Origin of the sequence: Citrobacter sp. Cpo126 (assembly GCF_030332445.1) — a bacterium.
Lineage (GTDB): Bacteria > Pseudomonadota > Gammaproteobacteria > Enterobacterales > Enterobacteriaceae > Citrobacter > Citrobacter portucalensis.
Window position 1 is genome coordinate 208,246 of record NZ_JAOWHT010000029.1, and the last position, 17,472, is coordinate 225,717.

Below are 17,472 nucleotides of genomic sequence, written 5' to 3' on the forward strand. Positions count from 1 at the left end.
CACTCTTTTGCTTTGCAATCAGAAATTGTTTGCAAATATTTGTCACAGGTAACAAAAAAAGAGTGCCTCTCATTGATAGAATCACATCATATAGCCACGGCAAATGTGCCTTTTAAAACATTCATCCGCATTACGGTGTGAGGAAATTAACATGAATCTTAAGCTGCAGCTGAAAGTTCTCTCGTTTCTGCAGTTCTGCTTATGGGGTAGTTGGCTCACTACCCTCGGCTCCTATATGTTTGTCACCCTTAAATTCGATGGTGCATCCATTGGCGCGGTGTATAGCTCGCTGGGGATCGCCGCCGTGTTTATGCCAACGCTGTTAGGGATCGTGGCCGATAAATGGATCAGTGCGAAGTGGGTTTACGCCCTTTGCCACCTGGTCGGCGCAGGAACGCTGTTTGCCGCAGCCGAAGTCACCACGCCAGGGGCCATGTTCTTTGTGATCTTGCTTAACTCCCTGGCCTATATGCCAACACTGGGGCTAATCAACACCATCTCCTACTATCGCCTGCAATCTGCCGGGATGGATATCGTTACCGACTTCCCGCCAATTCGTATCTGGGGCACCATCGGCTTTATTCTGGCGATGTGGGCAGTGAGCTTCTCCGGCTTTGAACTGAGCCATATGCAGCTGTACATCGGTGCGACATTGTCCCTGGTACTGGTACTGTTCACCCTGACGCTGCCGCATATTCCGGTTGCCAATCAGCAGAAAAACCAGAGCTGGACATCAATGCTCGGTCTGGATGCTTTCGCGCTGTTTAAAAACAAGCGTATGGCGATTTTCTTCATCTTCTCAATGATGCTGGGCGCAGAGCTGCAGATTACCAATATGTTTGGTAACACCTTCCTGCACAGCTTCGATAACAACCCACTGTTCTCCGGTAGCTTTATCGTGGAACACGCATCGGTGATGATGTCGATTTCACAGATTTCCGAGACGCTGTTTATCCTGACCATCCCGTTCTTCTTAAGCCGTTACGGTATTAAGAACGTGATGCTTATCAGTATTGTGGCGTGGATGCTGCGCTTCGGCCTGTTTGCCTACGGCGATCCAACGCCGTTCGGTACCGTGCTGCTGGTTCTGTCCATGATTGTTTACGGCTGCGCCTTCGACTTCTTCAACATCTCTGGTTCTGTGTTCGTGGAGAAAGAAGTACGCCCTGAAATCCGCGCCAGCGCACAGGGTATGTTCCTGATGATGACCAACGGCTTCGGTTGTATTCTGGGCGGACTGGTGAGCGGTAAAGTCGTTGAACACTATACGCTGAACGGTATTACCGACTGGCAGACCGTGTGGTTGATCTTCGCAGGTTACTCGCTGGTTCTGGCTTTTGCCTTCGTTGCGCTGTTTAAATACAAACACGTACGCGTTCCAGCAGGCACCCAGACTATCGCGCACTAACGTTTACGCAGAGAAAAGCGGGTTGCCAAAAGGTAACCCGCTTTTTTTGCGCTTACTTCACAACATATCCATACAGACGCTTAATACCGTCTGCATCCGTTTCACTGTAAACACCTTGCAGCTCCGGCGAGAAGCCTGGCAGCAGGTTTACGCCCTCTTCCAGCGCCAGGAAATATTGCTGTACCGCCCCACCCCATACTTCGCCCGGTACCACGCACAGCACGCCCGGAGGATAAGGCAGCGCACCTTCCGCCGCAATGCGGCCAGCTGCTTCACTAATCCGCACCAGTTCAACATCACCACGGATAAAAGCGCTGTTCGCATCCTGTGGGTTCATCGCCACGGCAGGTAAACTTTCCTGACGGAACATCGCTTTTTGCAGATCTTTCACATCAAAGCTGACGTACAGTGAGTGCATCTCCTGGCACAGTTCACGCAGGGTGTAATCCCGATAGCGTACCGGATACTTATTGAAGATGGTTGGCAGCACATCTGCCAGCGGCGTATCGTCTTCAATATGCTGCTCAAACTGCGCCAGCATCGCCACCAGTTGCGCCAATTTCTCTGCGCTTTCTGCCGGGGTCAGCAGGAACAGAATCGAGTTAAGGTCGCATTTCTCCGGCACGATGCCGTTTTCACGCAGGTAATGCGCCAGAATCGTCGCCGGAATACCAAACTCGGTATATTGCCCGGTTTGTGCGTCAATGCCTGGAGTGGTTAACAGCAGTTTGCAAGGGTCAACGAAATACTGGTCTCGCGCGTAGCCGGAAAAACCATGCCATTTAGCACCTGGTTCGAAGCTAAAGAAGCGACGCTCGCTGGCAATCACCTGTGTCGGATAGCTTTCCCACGGTTTGCCATCAACTACCGGGGGAATAAACGGCTGAATCATCTTGCAGCGGGTAAGAATCGCTTTACGGGCCTCAATGCCCAGCCTCACACACTCCGCCCATAGCCGACGGCCGCTCTCGCCTTCATGGATTTTGGCGTTAATGTCCAGCGCCGCAAACAGCGGGTAAAACGGACTGGTAGAAGCATGCAGCATAAATGCATTATTCAGACGCTTATGCGGGCAGAACCGCGCCTGACCGCGAATATGGTTATCCTTTTTGTGGATCTGCGAAGTTTGCGAGAATCCGGCCTGCTGTTTGTGTACCGACTGGGTGACAAAGATCCCCGGATCGTTAGCATCGAGATCCAACAGCAGCGGTGACCCATCGGCCATCATAGGAATAAATTGTTCGTAGCCGACCCATGCGGAGTCAAACAGGATGTAATCACACAGATGACCGATCTTGTCGATCACCTGCCGGGCATTGTAGATCGTACCGTCATAGGTGCCGAGCTGAATGATCGCCAGACGGAACGGGCGCGGTTGATCGGCCTTTTGCGGCGCAACCTCGCGAAGTTGCTGGCGCAGATACTCCTCATCAAAGCAGTGCTCGTCAATACCGCCAATAAAGCCAAACGGATTACGCGCCGCTTCCAGATACACCGGCGTCGCACCCGCCTGGATCAGCGCACCGTGGTGGTTCGACTTATGGTTATTACGGTCAAACAGCACCAGATCGCCGCGCGTCAGCAGCGCATTGGTTACTACTTTATTGGCCGCAGAGGTCCCGTTCAGCACAAAGTAGGTTTTATCCGCGTGGAAAACTTTCGCGGCAAATTTCTGCGCATGTTTCGCCGAGCCTTCATGAATCAGCAGATCGCCAAGCTTAACGTCGGCGTTGCACATATCCGCGCGAAACAGATTCTCGCCAAAGAACTCGTAGAAATGGCGCCCCGCGGGATGCTTTTTAAAGAACTCACCGTGTTGATGTCCTGGGCAGGCAAATGTGCTGTTCCCCATCTCGACATACTGAGTCAATGTGTCATAGAACGGCGGCAGCAAATTTTCTTCATACTGACAGGCAGCAGACTCCAGCTCCAGCCAGTCCTGCGCCTGACCGCGAATGACCGCATTCACACCCATCGGCAGATCAACATCCGACTCTGCGAACAGAAACACGGGTATATGAAAACCGGTGCGTTTCAGCAAAGCAAGGATCCCGCTGCGGCTATCCGCAACGGTAATGACGACTGCCGCAACGTCAGTAAAATCAGTACTGTCCAGCGACACCACCTGACGATGGCTGGACAGACGAGAAACCAGTTCTCCACTGGCGGCAATTTTCATTGATTTCATAAGCGCAATAACCCGTTTCGGGAAAATCAAAAGTCCCGGACAAAGCCACATTGCTTTGCCCACGAAATGACAGGTCAAACTGGTTACCAGCCCCGACCGCCAGACATCAGTAAAAGCAGATAGCCTCTGATTTTACTGTTATCCTGCAGTGAGCGTGCGCTGCCCTCACCGCATGGTGGGAGCGTAAAGATAAGTCGCAGGAAGGGGCAAACGTCGCGCAAAAAGGCGATGTTGAATGCGATGTAGGGGGAGTAATATCATCCCAGGCAGCCCCATTCAGACAGGAGAAAATTCGCGCAATCATGGCACCTTTCACTTTCAGGCGCAAGATAAAATCCCGCGCCCGAACCTCACAGATAAACAAGCATTTCGACTGTCAATCGCGGCATAATAATGCAATCTGAAAACATATTTTACCCAGAGAATTGCCTTTAGCATCAAGACGATAATGGGTATGCAGGAGCAAACGTGGTAATTGGACCCTTTATTAATGCTGGCGCTATTTTATTTGGTGGTGTTCTCGGCGCACTACTCAGTCAGCATTTACCGGAACGCATTCGTGCCTCCATGACCTCCATATTCGGACTGTGCTCTTTGGGAATTGGTATTTTGCTGGTTATCAAGTGCGCTAACCTACCGGTGATGGTTCTGGCTACGTTGGTCGGTGCATTAATTGGCGAGTTCTGTTATCTGGAAAAAGGGATCAATACCGCGGTTGCCAAAGCGCAGCAGCTTTTCACCCAGTCGGATGCCAACACCACGCACGAATCCTTCATCCAGAGCTATGTGGCCATCATCGTGCTATTTTGCGCCAGTGGTACCGGGATCTTCGGGGCAATACATGAAGGGATGACCGGCGATCCAAATATTTTAATCGCCAAGTCGTTTCTTGATTTCTTCACGGCCATCATTTTTGCCTGTTCATTAGGTATCGCGGTATCGGCAATTTGTGTACCAATGCTGGCAATCCAGTTAACGCTTGCCACCTGCTCGGCAATGATTTTGCCCCTAACGACGCCAGCCATGATGGCCGATTTCAGCGCCGTAGGTGGGCTACTGTTGTTGGCAACCGGTTTACGTATTTGTGGAATCAAAATGTTTGCGGTTGTGAATATGCTTCCTGCCCTTCTGCTGGCAATGCCGCTTTCCGCCGCGTGGACGGCATTTTTTGCCTGAGAATGCGTGCAATAGCAACAATGTGGTGATAGATTGTGCAGTCTGCGTTGATTTGAAGAAATTTCGTTGACGAAACGAAGCGAATCGGTTTTAATGCGCCTCGTTGCCCGGATAGCTCAGTCGGTAGAGCAGGGGATTGAAAATCCCCGTGTCCTTGGTTCGATTCCGAGTCCGGGCACCACTATTTAGAAAAACCAGCCTCAGGGCTGGTTTTTTGCTTTTGGCGAAACGGACTCTTTATCGAACTTTGCCAACTGCTCACCTCCAATTCGTCTACTCTTATACACAAATTAGATTGGCAGAAGTCGCGCGTAAGCTGCTAGCATCTACCTTTCTCTGCAACACTCAAGAGCATGGGCGAATCCAGGACGTTGAGACACACCGCCCCCACCGGCATACCCGAAAGATTAAAATCTGATCCGAAGGAGACGCTTCTTGTCTTACTCTGATGTTGTATATTCCAGAATTTTCATCATGTATTTCCGGCTTAAATTCATTCAGGAGAACAAACCAATATTAGTGTTAAGGCAATAATATAGTTTTACTCCTGAATATTGCATCCCCCAAAAACTCTTCGTACTGTTATAATTCTCCCAATAATACTGCCAGCCAGCCCCACACGGATAAACTGTACTCTGCAATAGGATTGCATATATTTAAATAACACATACAAAACCATCAATTATTATTTAACCGAATGCTTTAATAAACAGCAATTCTCTTTTTAGGTCTTTATTTCATGTGTATAATTCAGTTTGAGTTTTCAGATAAATAATTGCAGGAAACACCTGACGCCATTGAGGATGCAAATATGAATTCCAGGTCAGCAGTATTTTTATGTACAGCAGTATTTCTGCTGGCTGGCTGCGCGCCACACTCTCCTATTGATGCAAAGAAAGCAGGGGCACGGACAGAGAACGGCGTAAGTAAGACTGCTTCAGCACAGCAACTGACGGACAAGGATATTTTTGGCAATGAAACTACGCTGGCGGTGTCCGAAGAGGAGATCCAGGCTGCGCTGGAAGGGAATGTATTTCGCGTACCTCTGAGTTCACCGGTTATTCTGGTACAGTCCGGTAGCCGAGCACCGGAAGCTATCATGCAGCAGGAAATGAGTCGATATTATACCGTCGCAACCTTCTCCGGTATCCCGGACAGGCAAAAGACCGTGACTTGTAATAAAGATAAAAATAAAGACGAGAGCCAGGATATTGCTGTTGTAGAAAACATGAACTGGATGCAGGCTCTGCGTTATGTCGCCGCGAAAGGTCATCAGAAAGCAATCATCGTTTATCAGGATACATTGCAGTCAGGCAAATATGACGCTGCGACAAAAAGCATAGTCTGGTCAGATTATAAAAATGAAAAACTAACCGACAATACATCACTACGTTATCTGGTGCGTTTCACTCTAGTGGACGTGGCAACTGGTGAATGGGCTACCTGGTCGCCGGTCAATTATGAAGATAAAATGCTACTACCACTGCCAGGGAAAAAAAATGCTGCAGAAGCAACTGCTGAAAGGCAATTTTCGCAGCTTAAGCAAAAAACCTATGCATCAATGGTTAAAGACCTGGTGAACCGTTACCAGTAATCCGTCCTGGCTACCATTATTGACTTGTAGCGGCGCGTCAGCGAATCCGACGTACCTGCTGCCCCTGGCGGGCTGGAGCAGCAGGGCAAGATTACTCCCCCCGCCAGCCCTATCGGATCAGGACAGAGAATCTCACTGGAGTATGAATCGTAACGTTAGCTTTATATGTAAATCACCAAGCTCATTGCGTCGTAGTCCATACGCCACCGCCACACCCTGATCATTTAAGCCATCGGAACACCATTTATTTTACTATTAAATCATATAGTTAAACACATAAACTCATCCAGAACACGGCGCGCATGAAAGTCGGTTATGTCGGCATCTCCCGTACCAACCGCAAAACCAAAATCCCCACCGGATTTACTCGCAGTCCCAGCCTGCACCTTAAGGGCGACTGGCTCGAAGAGGCGGTATTTGAGACCGGGCGCGGCGTGACGGTGAAGATTTCAGACGGGTGTATTATGCTGATGGCGGATAATAACGAGGTGCAGGAGCTGCGCGAACAACTTTATCAGGCTAAACAGGTGGTTAAGGGGATTAAGGATGTGCTGGTTTAGTGGACTGAACGAGGGTTAAATAATAAGAAAGCCGGGAAGATTTTATAACCTTCCCGGTTTTTTGTTTAATAAAGTCTGGAATCTGAACGTGGTTCAATTTCTCTTATACCAAGTTTGCTTGTTTTTTCTAAAATCAAATCATAGCAATAAACAGTATCACCATCCTTTTCTAAATGAATCCCTTCTAGGCTGACTTTATATATTCCTTTAGGAATATCAGCATTATGCCAACCGGTATAATCTTCCCACTCCCAAAAGACCGACATATCGGCAATATATAAATCACCTGTCACATTAAGGTAAAAATATTTATCACTAAATATAACTTTCCTATTTTCATTATCAGGGAGTTCATTTAAAAATAACCGAACAACATAGCCTCCATCATCAATGCCCATGATAGGTAAAGCAATACCTTCATCAAGAACAAGATCCCCTTTATCTGTGGTAGTAAATCCCTGGAGAATATTGTCCCCATTTTCTATTTTCCCACCAAAAGGTACTAGTATCCCCGGATAATCGAAGATAATTATTCCATTAAAATCAACATCGACTTTTATTGTTTTAACCACACTTACCTCCTGAGGTCTTACCCGCTTGTTTATTATTGTACCATTCCAATAATTTTGAATGAGCTTCTTTAGGAGTTACATTTCTGGCTAAGACCTCACCCGTCGAAGGAATTCTTAAATCACCTCTTATATGAGAGACAGAATCTAAATTGCGACTAGTAGCAGTAAATAAATCATCCGCTGTTCCTGTCCACGGCCCTTGAATTTTGCCTATGTCACCTTTAATAGCTCTGTGCAATTCTTCATGCATTCCAGAATTATAAGGATCAGGAAAGAATGTTGGCGTATTTCTCATAGTACCAAGCTCGGTCAGACCGATGCTATTGGCCTTGTTGCGTGGGTTTAAATGGTGTCCCATTCCATTAGGATCCCACGCCCACGGCATTAACCCTAAAGGATCTATCCATGTCAGCGGATTAGGAACGTAACTATAGAGGTTGATACCACCCGCCAGCCCTATCGGGTCAGGATGCGCAATCTATGCGTCTTGCTGATCGTACCGTCAACTTCGTATATAAATTATCAAAGTTGCAATGTCATAGTGCCATCGTCTGTCGTCATACATAGATAAATTTACTCATAAACTGGGAAGGGGTAATTTCTTAACCAGTTTTTGATTTGGTAAATTTCAGAAATGAAAATAAAATCACATGATGTGTTCATTCAAAAAATTTAAATGTTTATCATTATTTAATTCGCTGTTTGTATTTCAGTCGTGCTTCTTTCCTCACAAATTCACTAGGATCATTGTCAGCCATTTCTTTTAAAATAGATGTTGGTAATTTTTTATTATAAGTTAATCTAACTCTAATCCCATCATCGGGATCTTTTGATAACAGCAAATAAATATCAAAATCCAAAGGATATTTCGATGATATAGCATCCCTAACAATAGGATTTATATCTCTTGACAAAATATTAATTATTTCTTTTGGTATGGATTTGTTTCTTGCAACCCATACTTTCATATCATGATGATTTTCAATAAGATCCATCCATACATCAAGAGGAGCCTCTTCTGTGGCCGCTCGGTTATACTCATCAGGAATATCACTATTTCTCAATGAGACAAATTCTGCGCTATTTTTTATCATGTCATTAACTCACTTTATTCCTTTACAACCTTTTTTAGGGATACTTCGCCCCGTATTCCCTTTATGTTTATCAGGCATAAACTGACCATTTTCATCAGCATCTGCAATCCATTCTAGAGTGGTTGATGTTTCTCTATATACTTTGTACGCAGACCCACCGTGCCCGGTAGTGTCTTTAGACCACCACAAACCTGTTCTTCCATCTTTATAATATTTCTCTTTAAAAGGACCACCTTGCAAAATAGCTGTAGTCTTATCGCCATCTATTTGCCAACCACTTAATCCAAGAGGATCAATCCACATCAGCGGATTAGGTACATACGCGTAGTTGTTTATTCCCCCACGTAGCCCTATCGGGTCCGGCGTAATAAACCGCCCCATATCTGGCGCATAATACCTGAACGTATTGTAGTGAAGCCCCGTTTCCCTGTCCAGATACTGACCCGCGAACCGCAGGTTCTCTTCCGGCGCACCACCCCATATCTTCCGCCACCTGCTTCCCTCTTCATCCGCGTATTCCGACCGCGTTTCTCCCCACGTATCCACATCCTGACGCCAGTGCAGTTTCCCGTCCTCATCCGTCAGCGCCTGCGGCATACCGTTATGGCTGCAGCGGTAGTAGTCCACACGCTGTTTGTCGCCGGTGCCGTAAATCCTCGCCAGCGGCGTGTAACTCCCCGCCCCTTCGTACACGTACACCAGCGACTGTCCGTTGCGGGTCTCCGCCAGTAGCCGGAACCCTTCCCACACAAAGGTTGTCACCTCCTGCGCCCCGGTGACACGCCCGTCATCCGGCGCAGATACCGTCAGCTCGCTGCGCTTTTCTGTTCGCCGCCCAAACGGGTCGTAGGTAAAAATCACCCGGTGTCGCGTATTTCCGGCCCCGGTTACGTCCGGCGTGTCCAGCACCGCTTCCGTCATCCGGTGTTCACTGTCATAACCGTAGCGCCACAGGCCACCCGGGCCCGGTTTCTGCACCATCCGGCCGTAAACATCATACCTGCACGCACCATTACCGCACTGCGTCTGCCGGTTATGTGTCAGCGACTGCCCTGCCTGCGGGGCAGTCAGCAGGTTACCTGCCGCATCGTACGTATGATGCGTCACCCCACGAAAACTGGTGTCGTGGCGACAGACGTGGTCACCGTCATCGTAATGGTAGCCCTGATAGCGGTAGTCGCTGATTTGCGTTTCACTCAGCAGGTTGTGACGGCTGTCGTACTGCCAGTGCCACGCCTCCACCGGCCGCATCCCGTTCTCTTTGCGGTAGATTTCCCGGCGCGCCTGCCGCCCCAGTCGATCATAACGCGTACGTGTCGTCAGGCCGCCCTGCGTTCGACTAATTTCCCGGTGCAGGTTGTCACGGGTAAATTCCGTAATCAGCCGCTCATCCAGGCTGATACTCAGCGCATGACCGCTGCCGTAATACAGCGTCTTCAGGCTGCGACCATCCGGCAGCTGAACGGATGTCCGGTTACCCAGTTCATCCAGGCTGTAGCTCACCCGGCCAGAGTCGTTCTCCTCCGCCGTCAGCCAGCCGAGCCGGTCATGCTCCAGCAGCACGCGCTGTGCAGGACTCTCTGCTCCCGGCGGATAAAACAGCGCCGCCTGCAGAGTCCCTCCCGTCGTGTACCGGTAGACCGTGTGCCCGTCCGGCGTTTGCTTATCGGTCACTTCCCCGGCTGCGTTATACTGCCAGCGGTGCGTCAGCGCATCCGGCGTGCCGGCCGCCCAGGTTTTACTGACCACCCGGTCACAGACATCGTATTCGTAGCGGGTGATAACACCATCCAGACCCCGCTCTTCCGTCAGATGCCCATTTATGCCGTGGATAAACCGGTACAGCTCACCACTTTCGTTATACAAACGCGTCAGCCGGTTGCGCGCGTCATATTCACGCCGCACGGTATGGCCCAGCGGGTCAGTCACCACGCTCACCCGACCACAGGCATCATACTGCCAGCGCACCGGATTATTGTGTCCCACCCGGTAGCTTTCCGGCAGCCCCTGTGCCGTCCAGGACAGGCTGGCCGTCCAGTCCTCCGCACCGGAAACCATTTTTAGCCTGCCTGCCGGGCTGTAAACATAGCGGGTACTCTCCCCGGCCGCATCCACCTCCTCGGCCAGCCGGTAAGCCGCATCGTACCGGTACTGCGTTGTTTTCCCGGAACAGTCCTGAACGCTGATAAGCTGCCCACGCTCATTACAGCTAAAGCGTTGTACGCCGCCCTTTTCATCTGTGAATTCGACGACCTGGCCCCACTCATCACGACGGTAATAGCAGCACAGCCCGAGTGCATTGATTTCTGCACGCAGAGCAAAGTTCGCATCATAAAAATACTGGTGTACGCTTCCCTCCGGCCCGCTGACCTGAACAGGCAGCGCCCGGTCTTCAAGCCAGCGTGTACAGACGGCCCGGCCCAGCGGGTCGGTCTCCAGAATCATGTTTCCCGCATTATCATAGTGATATGCTCTGCTGGCACCCAACGGGTCGACGGTACGCGAAAGCTGCCCGTCCTCGTTCCACTCATAGCCCCATACCTGCCCGGATTCATCGGTGTACTTCTCCACCAGATAGCGACGATCCCATTCATGCCGGTGCGTTTCGCCACCGCCATGGGTGACGGTGGTCACGCCCTGTGTCAGGTCATAACCAATCGTGGCGCTGTCGCCTCCGCTGGACTCATAGGCCACCACCCGCCAGCCGTCGCTGAACTTTTTCCACTGATAGCGGTGACGGGCCCCGCCGGGCATCCGGTGCCCTGCCATCAGGGCGTCCGGGGTGTAATCAAATTCACGCAGGCAGACATCATCCGCATCGGTCACACGGCACAGTTCCCCCTGCGGGGTGTAGTCGTAGGACATCAGTAGCCGATGAACCGGCTCGCCACCGGGGGGGGCCGGGGTGAGCATGTGCTCAGTGATCCGGGTCGGACGCTGCGGGGAGTGTAAGTCCTGATAATGCAGCACCACCCGCAGGCTTTCCTGGGTATCGGTAATCGCCTGCAGGCGATCCTGTTCGTCATAATGGAGCCGCAAGCCATTGCCATAATTATCCGACAGCAGGTGCAGGCGCAGTTGCGAGGGCGCTGACGGGTGCGGAAGATAGAGCCGCCAGGTGGCGCCGTCCAGATCACCAATCACCACCATGCCCTGTTCGCTCTGCGCAAATAACAGTCCTTCATCGGGACTGAATCCTGCCTCACCCGGCGGGGGACAGACAAAACGGAGTTCGCGTCCCCCTTCATCATGGAAGCAGGTGTATTCCTCCTCCCTGACCACGCGGGTTTCAAATGCGGTGCGCCAGCCGCGACCAAAGAGCCCTTCATGCGGGTTACGGCTGTTGTAGATGCGCTGCCAGATGAGAGGGAAACGGGCCGGGAGCTCAAAATCACAGTCCTCTTCCCCGCTCAGAACCTTCGCGCCCGTCGCGGCATGTACCGGATTCCACAGTGCCCGCACAGATTCGCCAATCTTACTGGCAAGCATTGCCGCCGCCATCCCCATTATCATGCAGGGAAGCTGTTTCAGTAGCTTAGTGGGGCGGCACGTCAGGACGGAAAGCGCGAGCAGCGCGGTTTCCACGCCGGGTGATTTGCCGCTATGAATAGGGCGAACCACAACCGGTTTCCCCCCGATGATGACGTTGGGAGAGACCACCGTAGAAACGGTGCCGCCGCAGGTTGTCCGGTCTCCGGTGCGGACAGCAGGCAGACCATTGATACTGACCTGAGAAGAGCCTTCGGCCATAAACTGTATGGGATTCGGTGGGTGTTTTTCGCATAGCACCACATCGTGCTCAGCTTCCACCACTCCGCCTGACGGCCCGGCCACTACAGGGTTAATCAACTCTCCCAGCAGTTCGCTGCCATAGCTGAACAGCGCAACCACCCCGTTCAGCACTTTCATCCCGGTGGACATCCGGGCGTCCTCTTCTTCCCGCCGTTTCTTCTCTTCCGCCTCCATTTTTTCCCGCGTGGCATTTTCGGCGGCGGTCATCAGACGCCCCGCAGCTCTGGCGGCAGGCAGACCATTGGTCTGCACATTTAAAGAGCCTGTCGCAATTTTCCCCTGCGGTGAAGGGGGGGAGATAAAGTTTGCCGCGCCCTGAGCAATATCGCCGACAACCTCAGCAGCGCCCGATAACGAAACGGTCAGCCCTCCGACAATGCCCGCGGCTGTACAGGTTGTTGCGGCGGCTGACGCTGCCGCAACCGTCGCAGCTGACACGCCTGCAGCAGTTGCCGCCGCGGCGGCAAGAGGGGCTGCAGCAGCAACCACGACGACCCCAACAGCAACGCAAATAGCCGCTTCAAAAGCTCCCCCCAGTATATCGGCCAGAATACTGGTATGAATGATGTCGTCGCCCAGACGGGCGGCGTTCGGATTGCTCATGGCAAAACGTCCTCTGTCTGATCTCAGTCCCTGTCCAGCGTATTTTTAACCTGCAGCCAGAACCGTTCGTCCTCTTCGCTAAAGGTATTCAGTGCGGTGCAGGTCAGCATCAGCAGCCACCGTTCTGGCATCAGTACGGCCAGCTGGCGCTGGCAACAAAAATAAGGTTCACGAAGATATGTAGCCGTCGTTTCCCGGGCAGGACAGTCAGGCAATAAAGGCAACGTTAATACGACAGGTGGCGTCTGTTGATAGTTATCGATCTGTGCAGCCACCTGTGCCCACTGGAATGCCAGTTCGTCATCAAACGACCTGTCCCCGGCAATAACTGCGCGGGTGATCACCAGTGAGGTGTGGGTGCGGGTATTGCGGATAACCTGCATCGTGCAGTCAAGCCAGTCTTCTCCGCTCAGCGCCAGATGTCCTTCATTCATGCGGTAAATGGCGTTCATTTTCCGTCCCCCGTCTCTTCGGGGAATAATCCCTGTATAATGCTGGTTAAGTCTTTTTTATGGCTGTCACCGACAACGCCAATAGCCGGGGCAGGCTCTTCCGGATTCAGGCCCAGCATAGCTGTGCCTGTCGTAATGAGACTGTTACCCTCAGCCACGATGTTAAACGCCTTGCCCTTAAGGTTAATCACGCCCCCGGCATGCAACTCCAGTGCACTCTCCCCACATTCCAGCCGGATCATGGAACCTGAGCCGATGATCACATTTCCCGCGCTTTGCATTATCCTGTCGCCGCCGTTAAAACAGGTCACATCGGTTTTGACATTCACTTCCTGAAACTGCCGAATATTGAGCAGCTGGTGCCCGTCAATTTTGACATCTTCGTTGGCAGTCACGACTTTCAGCCGGTTATTGCCCACTACCAGACTCTGGTTACGAATGATCGCCGTACCCTGATCGTTGAGTACCGTCGTCTTCATGTCCTTCTGCGCATGCATCGACAACAGTTCCTGACCTGTTTTATCCTCGAACATCAGCTCGTTATACCCGCTACCTTTATAGGTTTTCGAGCGGATGGTCATCTGCGTCTTCGTCCCCGGCAGACCGCCAGGCGGCGGGTTATCCGCATGGTACGTCCGTCCCATGATTATCGGCTGGTCAGGGTCCCCGTTCAGGAAGTCCACTATCACCTCCTGGCCCACCCGCGGTATCGCCAGGTTGCCGAACCCCGGTCCCGCCCACGCCTGCACCACCCGTATCCAGCACGAGCTGTCCTGGTTCGCCGGGTTATACCGGTCCCAGTTAAACTTCACCCGCACCCGGCCATGTTCGTCACAGAAGATTTCCTCCCCCTCCGGGCCGGTAACAGTGGCTGACTGCGGGCCGTCCACTGACGGCTTTTCCATTGGCCGGGGCCGCCACGTCCTGTCCGCCGGTATCACCGTAAAATCATTCTCAAGGGTGGTCCCTGAACCGGAACGCCCCGCCACCGCCTGCGGCTGTTTCCCCTGCAAATCGCTGCTCACCACCTGCCATTCCCGGTTCAGGCCCGCCTGCGGATGTTCCGTCAGCTGAATACGCCGCCCCGGCCATATTGCCGGAGAACGACTTTTCCCCTGCGCCTCTTCGGCATTATTGCGCCAGCCCTCCACCTGCCAGCGGGCGAAGTTCTGCCCGTGGCCGTCCTTGAAGCGCCCCGGATAATCAAACACTTCATACTGTGTACGCTGATAATCCTGGTTCTGCCCCTGCTGCTCAAAGCGCCCCGCCCAGCCAGGACGTTTGAAGGTGTAGTCCTTGCCAATGACAGAAGAGGGGCGTATCTGTGCGCTGTGGCGGAACTGGCTGATGCACGGCGTGCTCACTTCGGTCCGGGTATTCGGGTTCCACGGGATGTCAAACGCCTCCGGCAGAAAGCGCACCGTGTCACACAGCACCAGACTCTGGTCGTCGCTGTCAGGCGAGTGCTCTTCGTAGAAGAACAGTCCTTCCTCCGCCGCCATCCGCGCCAGAAAGTCATAATCCGTTTCACCGTACTGCACGCAGAATTCCCGCGCCGGATGCGCCTCACTGAACAGCGGACTCCAGTCCGTCACCCCGTTTTCCTGCAATATCGTCCCCAGAATGCTTTTAATGTCCTCATTCTGAAAAATACGGGAGTTCTGCCGCAGGGAGGCACGCCACACCGGTGGCCGGACAATCATGCTGTACAGCATCTGATGTCCATCGTTTTCCCCCTGCTCAAACCAGGTCACAATACCGTTCACCCGGCGCTGTATCTCCGTGCCCTGCCAGATTTTAAGATGGGCTGTTTTTTCCAGAACCTGAGAGAAATCAATGCTGAGAAGCTGCTGGCTGACCAGCGAAATATTGAGGGTGAACAACGAGGAAAGGGACTGCTCCAGGTGAAAGGATGTCACGGCCAGCGCATCCGGTGGCAGGCCGTCCACCTCCAGTGTGAAACGTAATCCTGTAGACATGAAATAATCTCCTGAATTAACAGGGAAAAGAAACCACCAGCCAGACTGCGGCGAATGACAGTACAGTGTTACGTTTGCATTATTCAGGCACGCTACCGCCGAAGTTTCCGGCGTCCGCCATCTCCCGTAAAAACGTAACCCCTTACTGACACTGCTTTTTTGTTTACGATCCCCAACAAAAACAGCACCCTGCCCGTAAGGGTGGGGTGCTGTGGATTCAGCCTTACGCTTCCAGCGGCGCGCGCCAGTCATCAGCACCAGAGGTGCCGGACTTGACGTGCTCCCACTCGATTTTGCGGTAGGCCAGTGAGACTTCGAGCAATTGCGTGAACTCGCGCTTCGCCGGATCCTGGCAGTGCGGCATATGCAACTTCATATCCACAATCGTCGAGTCCGTCAGGCGGGTGGTGAAATAGTGCTCCTGTTTGCCTTCAACAGAGGTACGCCACCAGCGCAGTTCAGTTTTCGGCAGCATTTCGCCGGAGGCCAGCGCGTTGTACAGCAGTGGTACGGCTTTGTTCAGCGCTACAGTAAAAATGAACGGCTTGTGCGAACGCTGACCACTCGGCTGCCCGGACTGCGGATCGGTGGGTACAGTCACGTTGTGCTGGAATTCCTGTACCAGCATTTCATCCTCGTGCCCCTGCACGTAGATATTGCCGACAGAATCTGCGGTAAATGCACCAGCGGTAATATTCCCCTGGGTTTGCCCCGTAATTGAGATGTAACACGGTGTTGGCATTCATAAACTCCTTGTTAACGATTAACGACACTTACATACATCTGCCAAAAGATATCCGGCAGATAAAAACATGCTTAACACATAAAAAACTCTGTAGTTTAAACTCTCTTCACATGGCAGATTGAACCGTAAACCCAGAGGCTAAAAAGCATATTCCTGATGACTGAATTAAATATTCACATATCCATTATGGTGATACATCAATATTCATTCCTATAAAATAATGACAATATCATATTCATGAATAAATATTATATTCATCATTGCTCCATTACTCCAATCGGTAAAACCCATTCACCAACCAACCCGTAACATAAAGATAATTGCGGTATATGGATTCATGAAAAATATATTAACAACATATAAAGCAAAACAAAAACCACATATAAATCAAATAATTACATAAAAATAAAAATCACTGAAATTTCTTTTAATTTATTCTTAACGAAACCAATACAACCTGAACAATAACCACAACAGAAGGATACTCCTGTATTTCATTTAGAAAAAGTGCTTCTCAAAAAATTTTCTTCGCGTAATAATGATTGCCAGTTGTTTTTATTGCACGGTATTTCATGGTCTGTACGGAGATGCAGAAAACATAACATAACCTGATGGATGATCTCTATGAGCAAAGATTATAACGGCAGTGTAGCCCCCAAAGAACGCATTAATATTTCTTACGTTCCAAAAACTGACGGCGAGCCTTCTGAGGTGGAATTACCCCTCAATATGTTGATAGTAGGAGATACCGGAAACTCACAAGAAACAGCACCACTTGATGAACGCCAGATGGTTTCTATCGACAAGCATTCATTCAATTCAGTGATGGCAGAAGCTTCCATTAGCCTAGATTTTGCAGTTCCGGCAGCATTGAAGGACGACGCAAAAGATGACGATGAGATGAATGTCTCGCTGGAAATCAAATCCCTGAACGATTTTTCTCCGGACAGTGTGGCAAAACAAGTGCCGGAGTTGAACAAATTGCTGGAACTACGCGAAGCGCTGACAGCATTAAAAGGGCCGCTGGGTAATTTGCCAGCATTTCGCGCCCAGCTTCAGGCATTGCTGGAAAATGAAGAATCCCGCGAACAGTTACTGCGGGAGATCAGCCAGGCAGAAAACCAGTAATCTCTGTTTTTCAGGGAGATTATCCTGGTATGGGCTTGCGGAAAGATACCACCAGAACCGATGACGCAATAACGCAGACAGTGAGCCGGTTATGTATCACTCAGACAGGCGATATCAACACAGAAACACTGGATGTATTGATCGCGGCGCCCGACCAGAGGCTCGGATGTCTGATGGATGA

The 17,472-nt window shown here is 51.1% G+C and carries 12 protein-coding genes, 1 tRNA gene and 1 pseudogene; 6 read left to right on the forward strand and 8 right to left on the reverse strand.

Features of this window, described 5'->3' with window-relative positions; translation table 11 throughout:
* Window positions 1-151: 151 nt before the first annotated feature.
* Window positions 152-1,408 carry a nucleoside permease gene (locus OGY17_RS07740; protein WP_008785778.1) on the forward strand — a complete coding sequence of 419 codons (1,257 nt, stop codon included), beginning with the start codon at window positions 152-154 and terminating at the stop codon, window positions 1,406-1,408.
* A 52-nt stretch (window positions 1,409-1,460) separates the two neighbouring features.
* Here OGY17_RS07740 and OGY17_RS07745 read toward each other — a convergent pair whose 3' ends face one another.
* Window positions 1,461-3,596: an ornithine decarboxylase gene (locus OGY17_RS07745; protein ID WP_032941750.1), complete on the reverse strand. Its 2,136-nt coding sequence runs from the start codon at window positions 3,594-3,596 to the stop codon at window positions 1,461-1,463.
* Window positions 3,597-4,064: 468 nt separating this feature from the next.
* Between OGY17_RS07745 and OGY17_RS07750 the strand changes: the two genes are divergently transcribed.
* From OGY17_RS07750 to OGY17_RS07765, 4 genes are all read left to right on the forward strand, one after another.
* Window positions 4,065-4,772 carry a DUF554 domain-containing protein gene (locus OGY17_RS07750; protein WP_286606790.1) on the forward strand — a complete coding sequence of 236 codons (708 nt, stop codon included), beginning with the start codon at window positions 4,065-4,067 and terminating at the stop codon, window positions 4,770-4,772.
* A gap of 105 nt (window positions 4,773-4,877) precedes the next feature.
* A tRNA-Phe gene (locus OGY17_RS07755) sits at window positions 4,878-4,953 on the forward strand.
* A gap of 630 nt (window positions 4,954-5,583) precedes the next feature.
* A complete protein-coding gene (locus tag OGY17_RS07760; RefSeq protein ID WP_118263111.1) occupies window positions 5,584-6,366 on the forward strand; it encodes a lipoprotein YafT in 783 nt (260 codons plus the stop codon).
* Between the two features lie 302 nt (window positions 6,367-6,668).
* Window positions 6,669-6,926: a SymE family type I addiction module toxin gene (locus OGY17_RS07765; protein ID WP_286606792.1), complete on the forward strand. Its 258-nt coding sequence runs from the start codon at window positions 6,669-6,671 to the stop codon at window positions 6,924-6,926.
* Between the two features lie 65 nt (window positions 6,927-6,991).
* Here OGY17_RS07765 and OGY17_RS07770 read toward each other — a convergent pair whose 3' ends face one another.
* The 7 genes and pseudogenes from OGY17_RS07770 to OGY17_RS07805 all read right to left on the reverse strand — a co-directional run bounded on the left by OGY17_RS07770 (window position 6,992) and on the right by OGY17_RS07805 (window position 16,160).
* Window positions 6,992-7,498 carry a hypothetical protein gene (locus tag OGY17_RS07770; RefSeq protein WP_048215567.1) on the reverse strand — a complete coding sequence of 169 codons (507 nt, stop codon included), beginning with the start codon at window positions 7,496-7,498 and terminating at the stop codon, window positions 6,992-6,994.
* Window positions 7,491-7,964: pseudogene (locus OGY17_RS07775) on the reverse strand (RHS repeat-associated core domain-containing protein); the annotation flags it as partial. The pseudogene OGY17_RS07775 and the gene OGY17_RS07770, both read right to left, overlap by 8 nt.
* Window positions 7,965-8,184: 220 nt before the next feature.
* Window positions 8,185-8,592 (reverse strand): hypothetical protein, encoded by a 408-nt coding sequence (locus tag OGY17_RS07785; RefSeq protein ID WP_048215566.1) that lies wholly within the window; start codon window positions 8,590-8,592, stop codon window positions 8,185-8,187.
* Between the two features lie 9 nt (window positions 8,593-8,601).
* Window positions 8,602-12,987, reverse strand: coding sequence for an RHS repeat-associated core domain-containing protein (locus OGY17_RS07790; protein WP_286606796.1), 4,386 nt, complete (start codon window positions 12,985-12,987; stop codon window positions 8,602-8,604).
* 23 nt (window positions 12,988-13,010) lie between these two features.
* A complete protein-coding gene (locus tag OGY17_RS07795; protein ID WP_213786823.1) occupies window positions 13,011-13,439 on the reverse strand; it encodes a DcrB-related protein in 429 nt (142 codons plus the stop codon).
* Window positions 13,436-15,418, reverse strand: coding sequence for a type VI secretion system Vgr family protein (locus tag OGY17_RS07800; RefSeq protein WP_286606799.1), 1,983 nt, complete (start codon window positions 15,416-15,418; stop codon window positions 13,436-13,438). The genes OGY17_RS07795 and OGY17_RS07800 overlap by 4 nt, the downstream gene beginning before the upstream one ends.
* Before the next feature lie 223 nt (window positions 15,419-15,641).
* On the reverse strand, window positions 15,642-16,160 hold the full coding sequence (locus OGY17_RS07805) for an Hcp family type VI secretion system effector (RefSeq protein ID WP_213786727.1): 519 nt from the start codon (window positions 16,158-16,160) through the stop codon (window positions 15,642-15,644).
* 627 nt (window positions 16,161-16,787) lie between these two features.
* Between OGY17_RS07805 and tssB the strand changes: the two genes are divergently transcribed.
* On the forward strand, window positions 16,788-17,291 hold the full coding sequence (tssB, locus tag OGY17_RS07810) for a type VI secretion system contractile sheath small subunit (RefSeq protein WP_048236746.1): 504 nt from the start codon (window positions 16,788-16,790) through the stop codon (window positions 17,289-17,291).
* The last annotated feature ends 181 nt before the right edge of the window (window positions 17,292-17,472 follow it).

What these genes read in the sequence shown, in the direction of transcription:
- OGY17_RS07800 (WP_286606799.1), bottom strand. Translation starts at nt 15,418, where the DNA reads ATGTCTACAGGATTACGTTTCACACTGGAGGTGGACGGCCTGCCACCG.
- OGY17_RS07760 (WP_118263111.1), top strand. Translation starts at nt 5,584, where the DNA reads ATGAATTCCAGGTCAGCAGTATTTTTATGTACAGCAGTATTTCTGCTG.
- OGY17_RS07790 (WP_286606796.1), bottom strand. Translation starts at nt 12,987, where the DNA reads ATGAGCAATCCGAACGCCGCCCGTCTGGGCGACGACATCATTCATACC.
- OGY17_RS07745 (WP_032941750.1), bottom strand. Translation starts at nt 3,596, where the DNA reads ATGAAATCAATGAAAATTGCCGCCAGTGGAGAACTGGTTTCTCGTCTG.
- tssB (WP_048236746.1), top strand. Translation starts at nt 16,788, where the DNA reads ATGAGCAAAGATTATAACGGCAGTGTAGCCCCCAAAGAACGCATTAAT.
- OGY17_RS07740 (WP_008785778.1), top strand. Translation starts at nt 152, where the DNA reads ATGAATCTTAAGCTGCAGCTGAAAGTTCTCTCGTTTCTGCAGTTCTGC.
- OGY17_RS07785 (WP_048215566.1), bottom strand. Translation starts at nt 8,592, where the DNA reads ATGATAAAAAATAGCGCAGAATTTGTCTCATTGAGAAATAGTGATATT.
- OGY17_RS07765 (WP_286606792.1), top strand. Translation starts at nt 6,669, where the DNA reads ATGAAAGTCGGTTATGTCGGCATCTCCCGTACCAACCGCAAAACCAAA.
- OGY17_RS07805 (WP_213786727.1), bottom strand. Translation starts at nt 16,160, where the DNA reads ATGCCAACACCGTGTTACATCTCAATTACGGGGCAAACCCAGGGGAAT.
- OGY17_RS07795 (WP_213786823.1), bottom strand. Translation starts at nt 13,439, where the DNA reads ATGAACGCCATTTACCGCATGAATGAAGGACATCTGGCGCTGAGCGGA.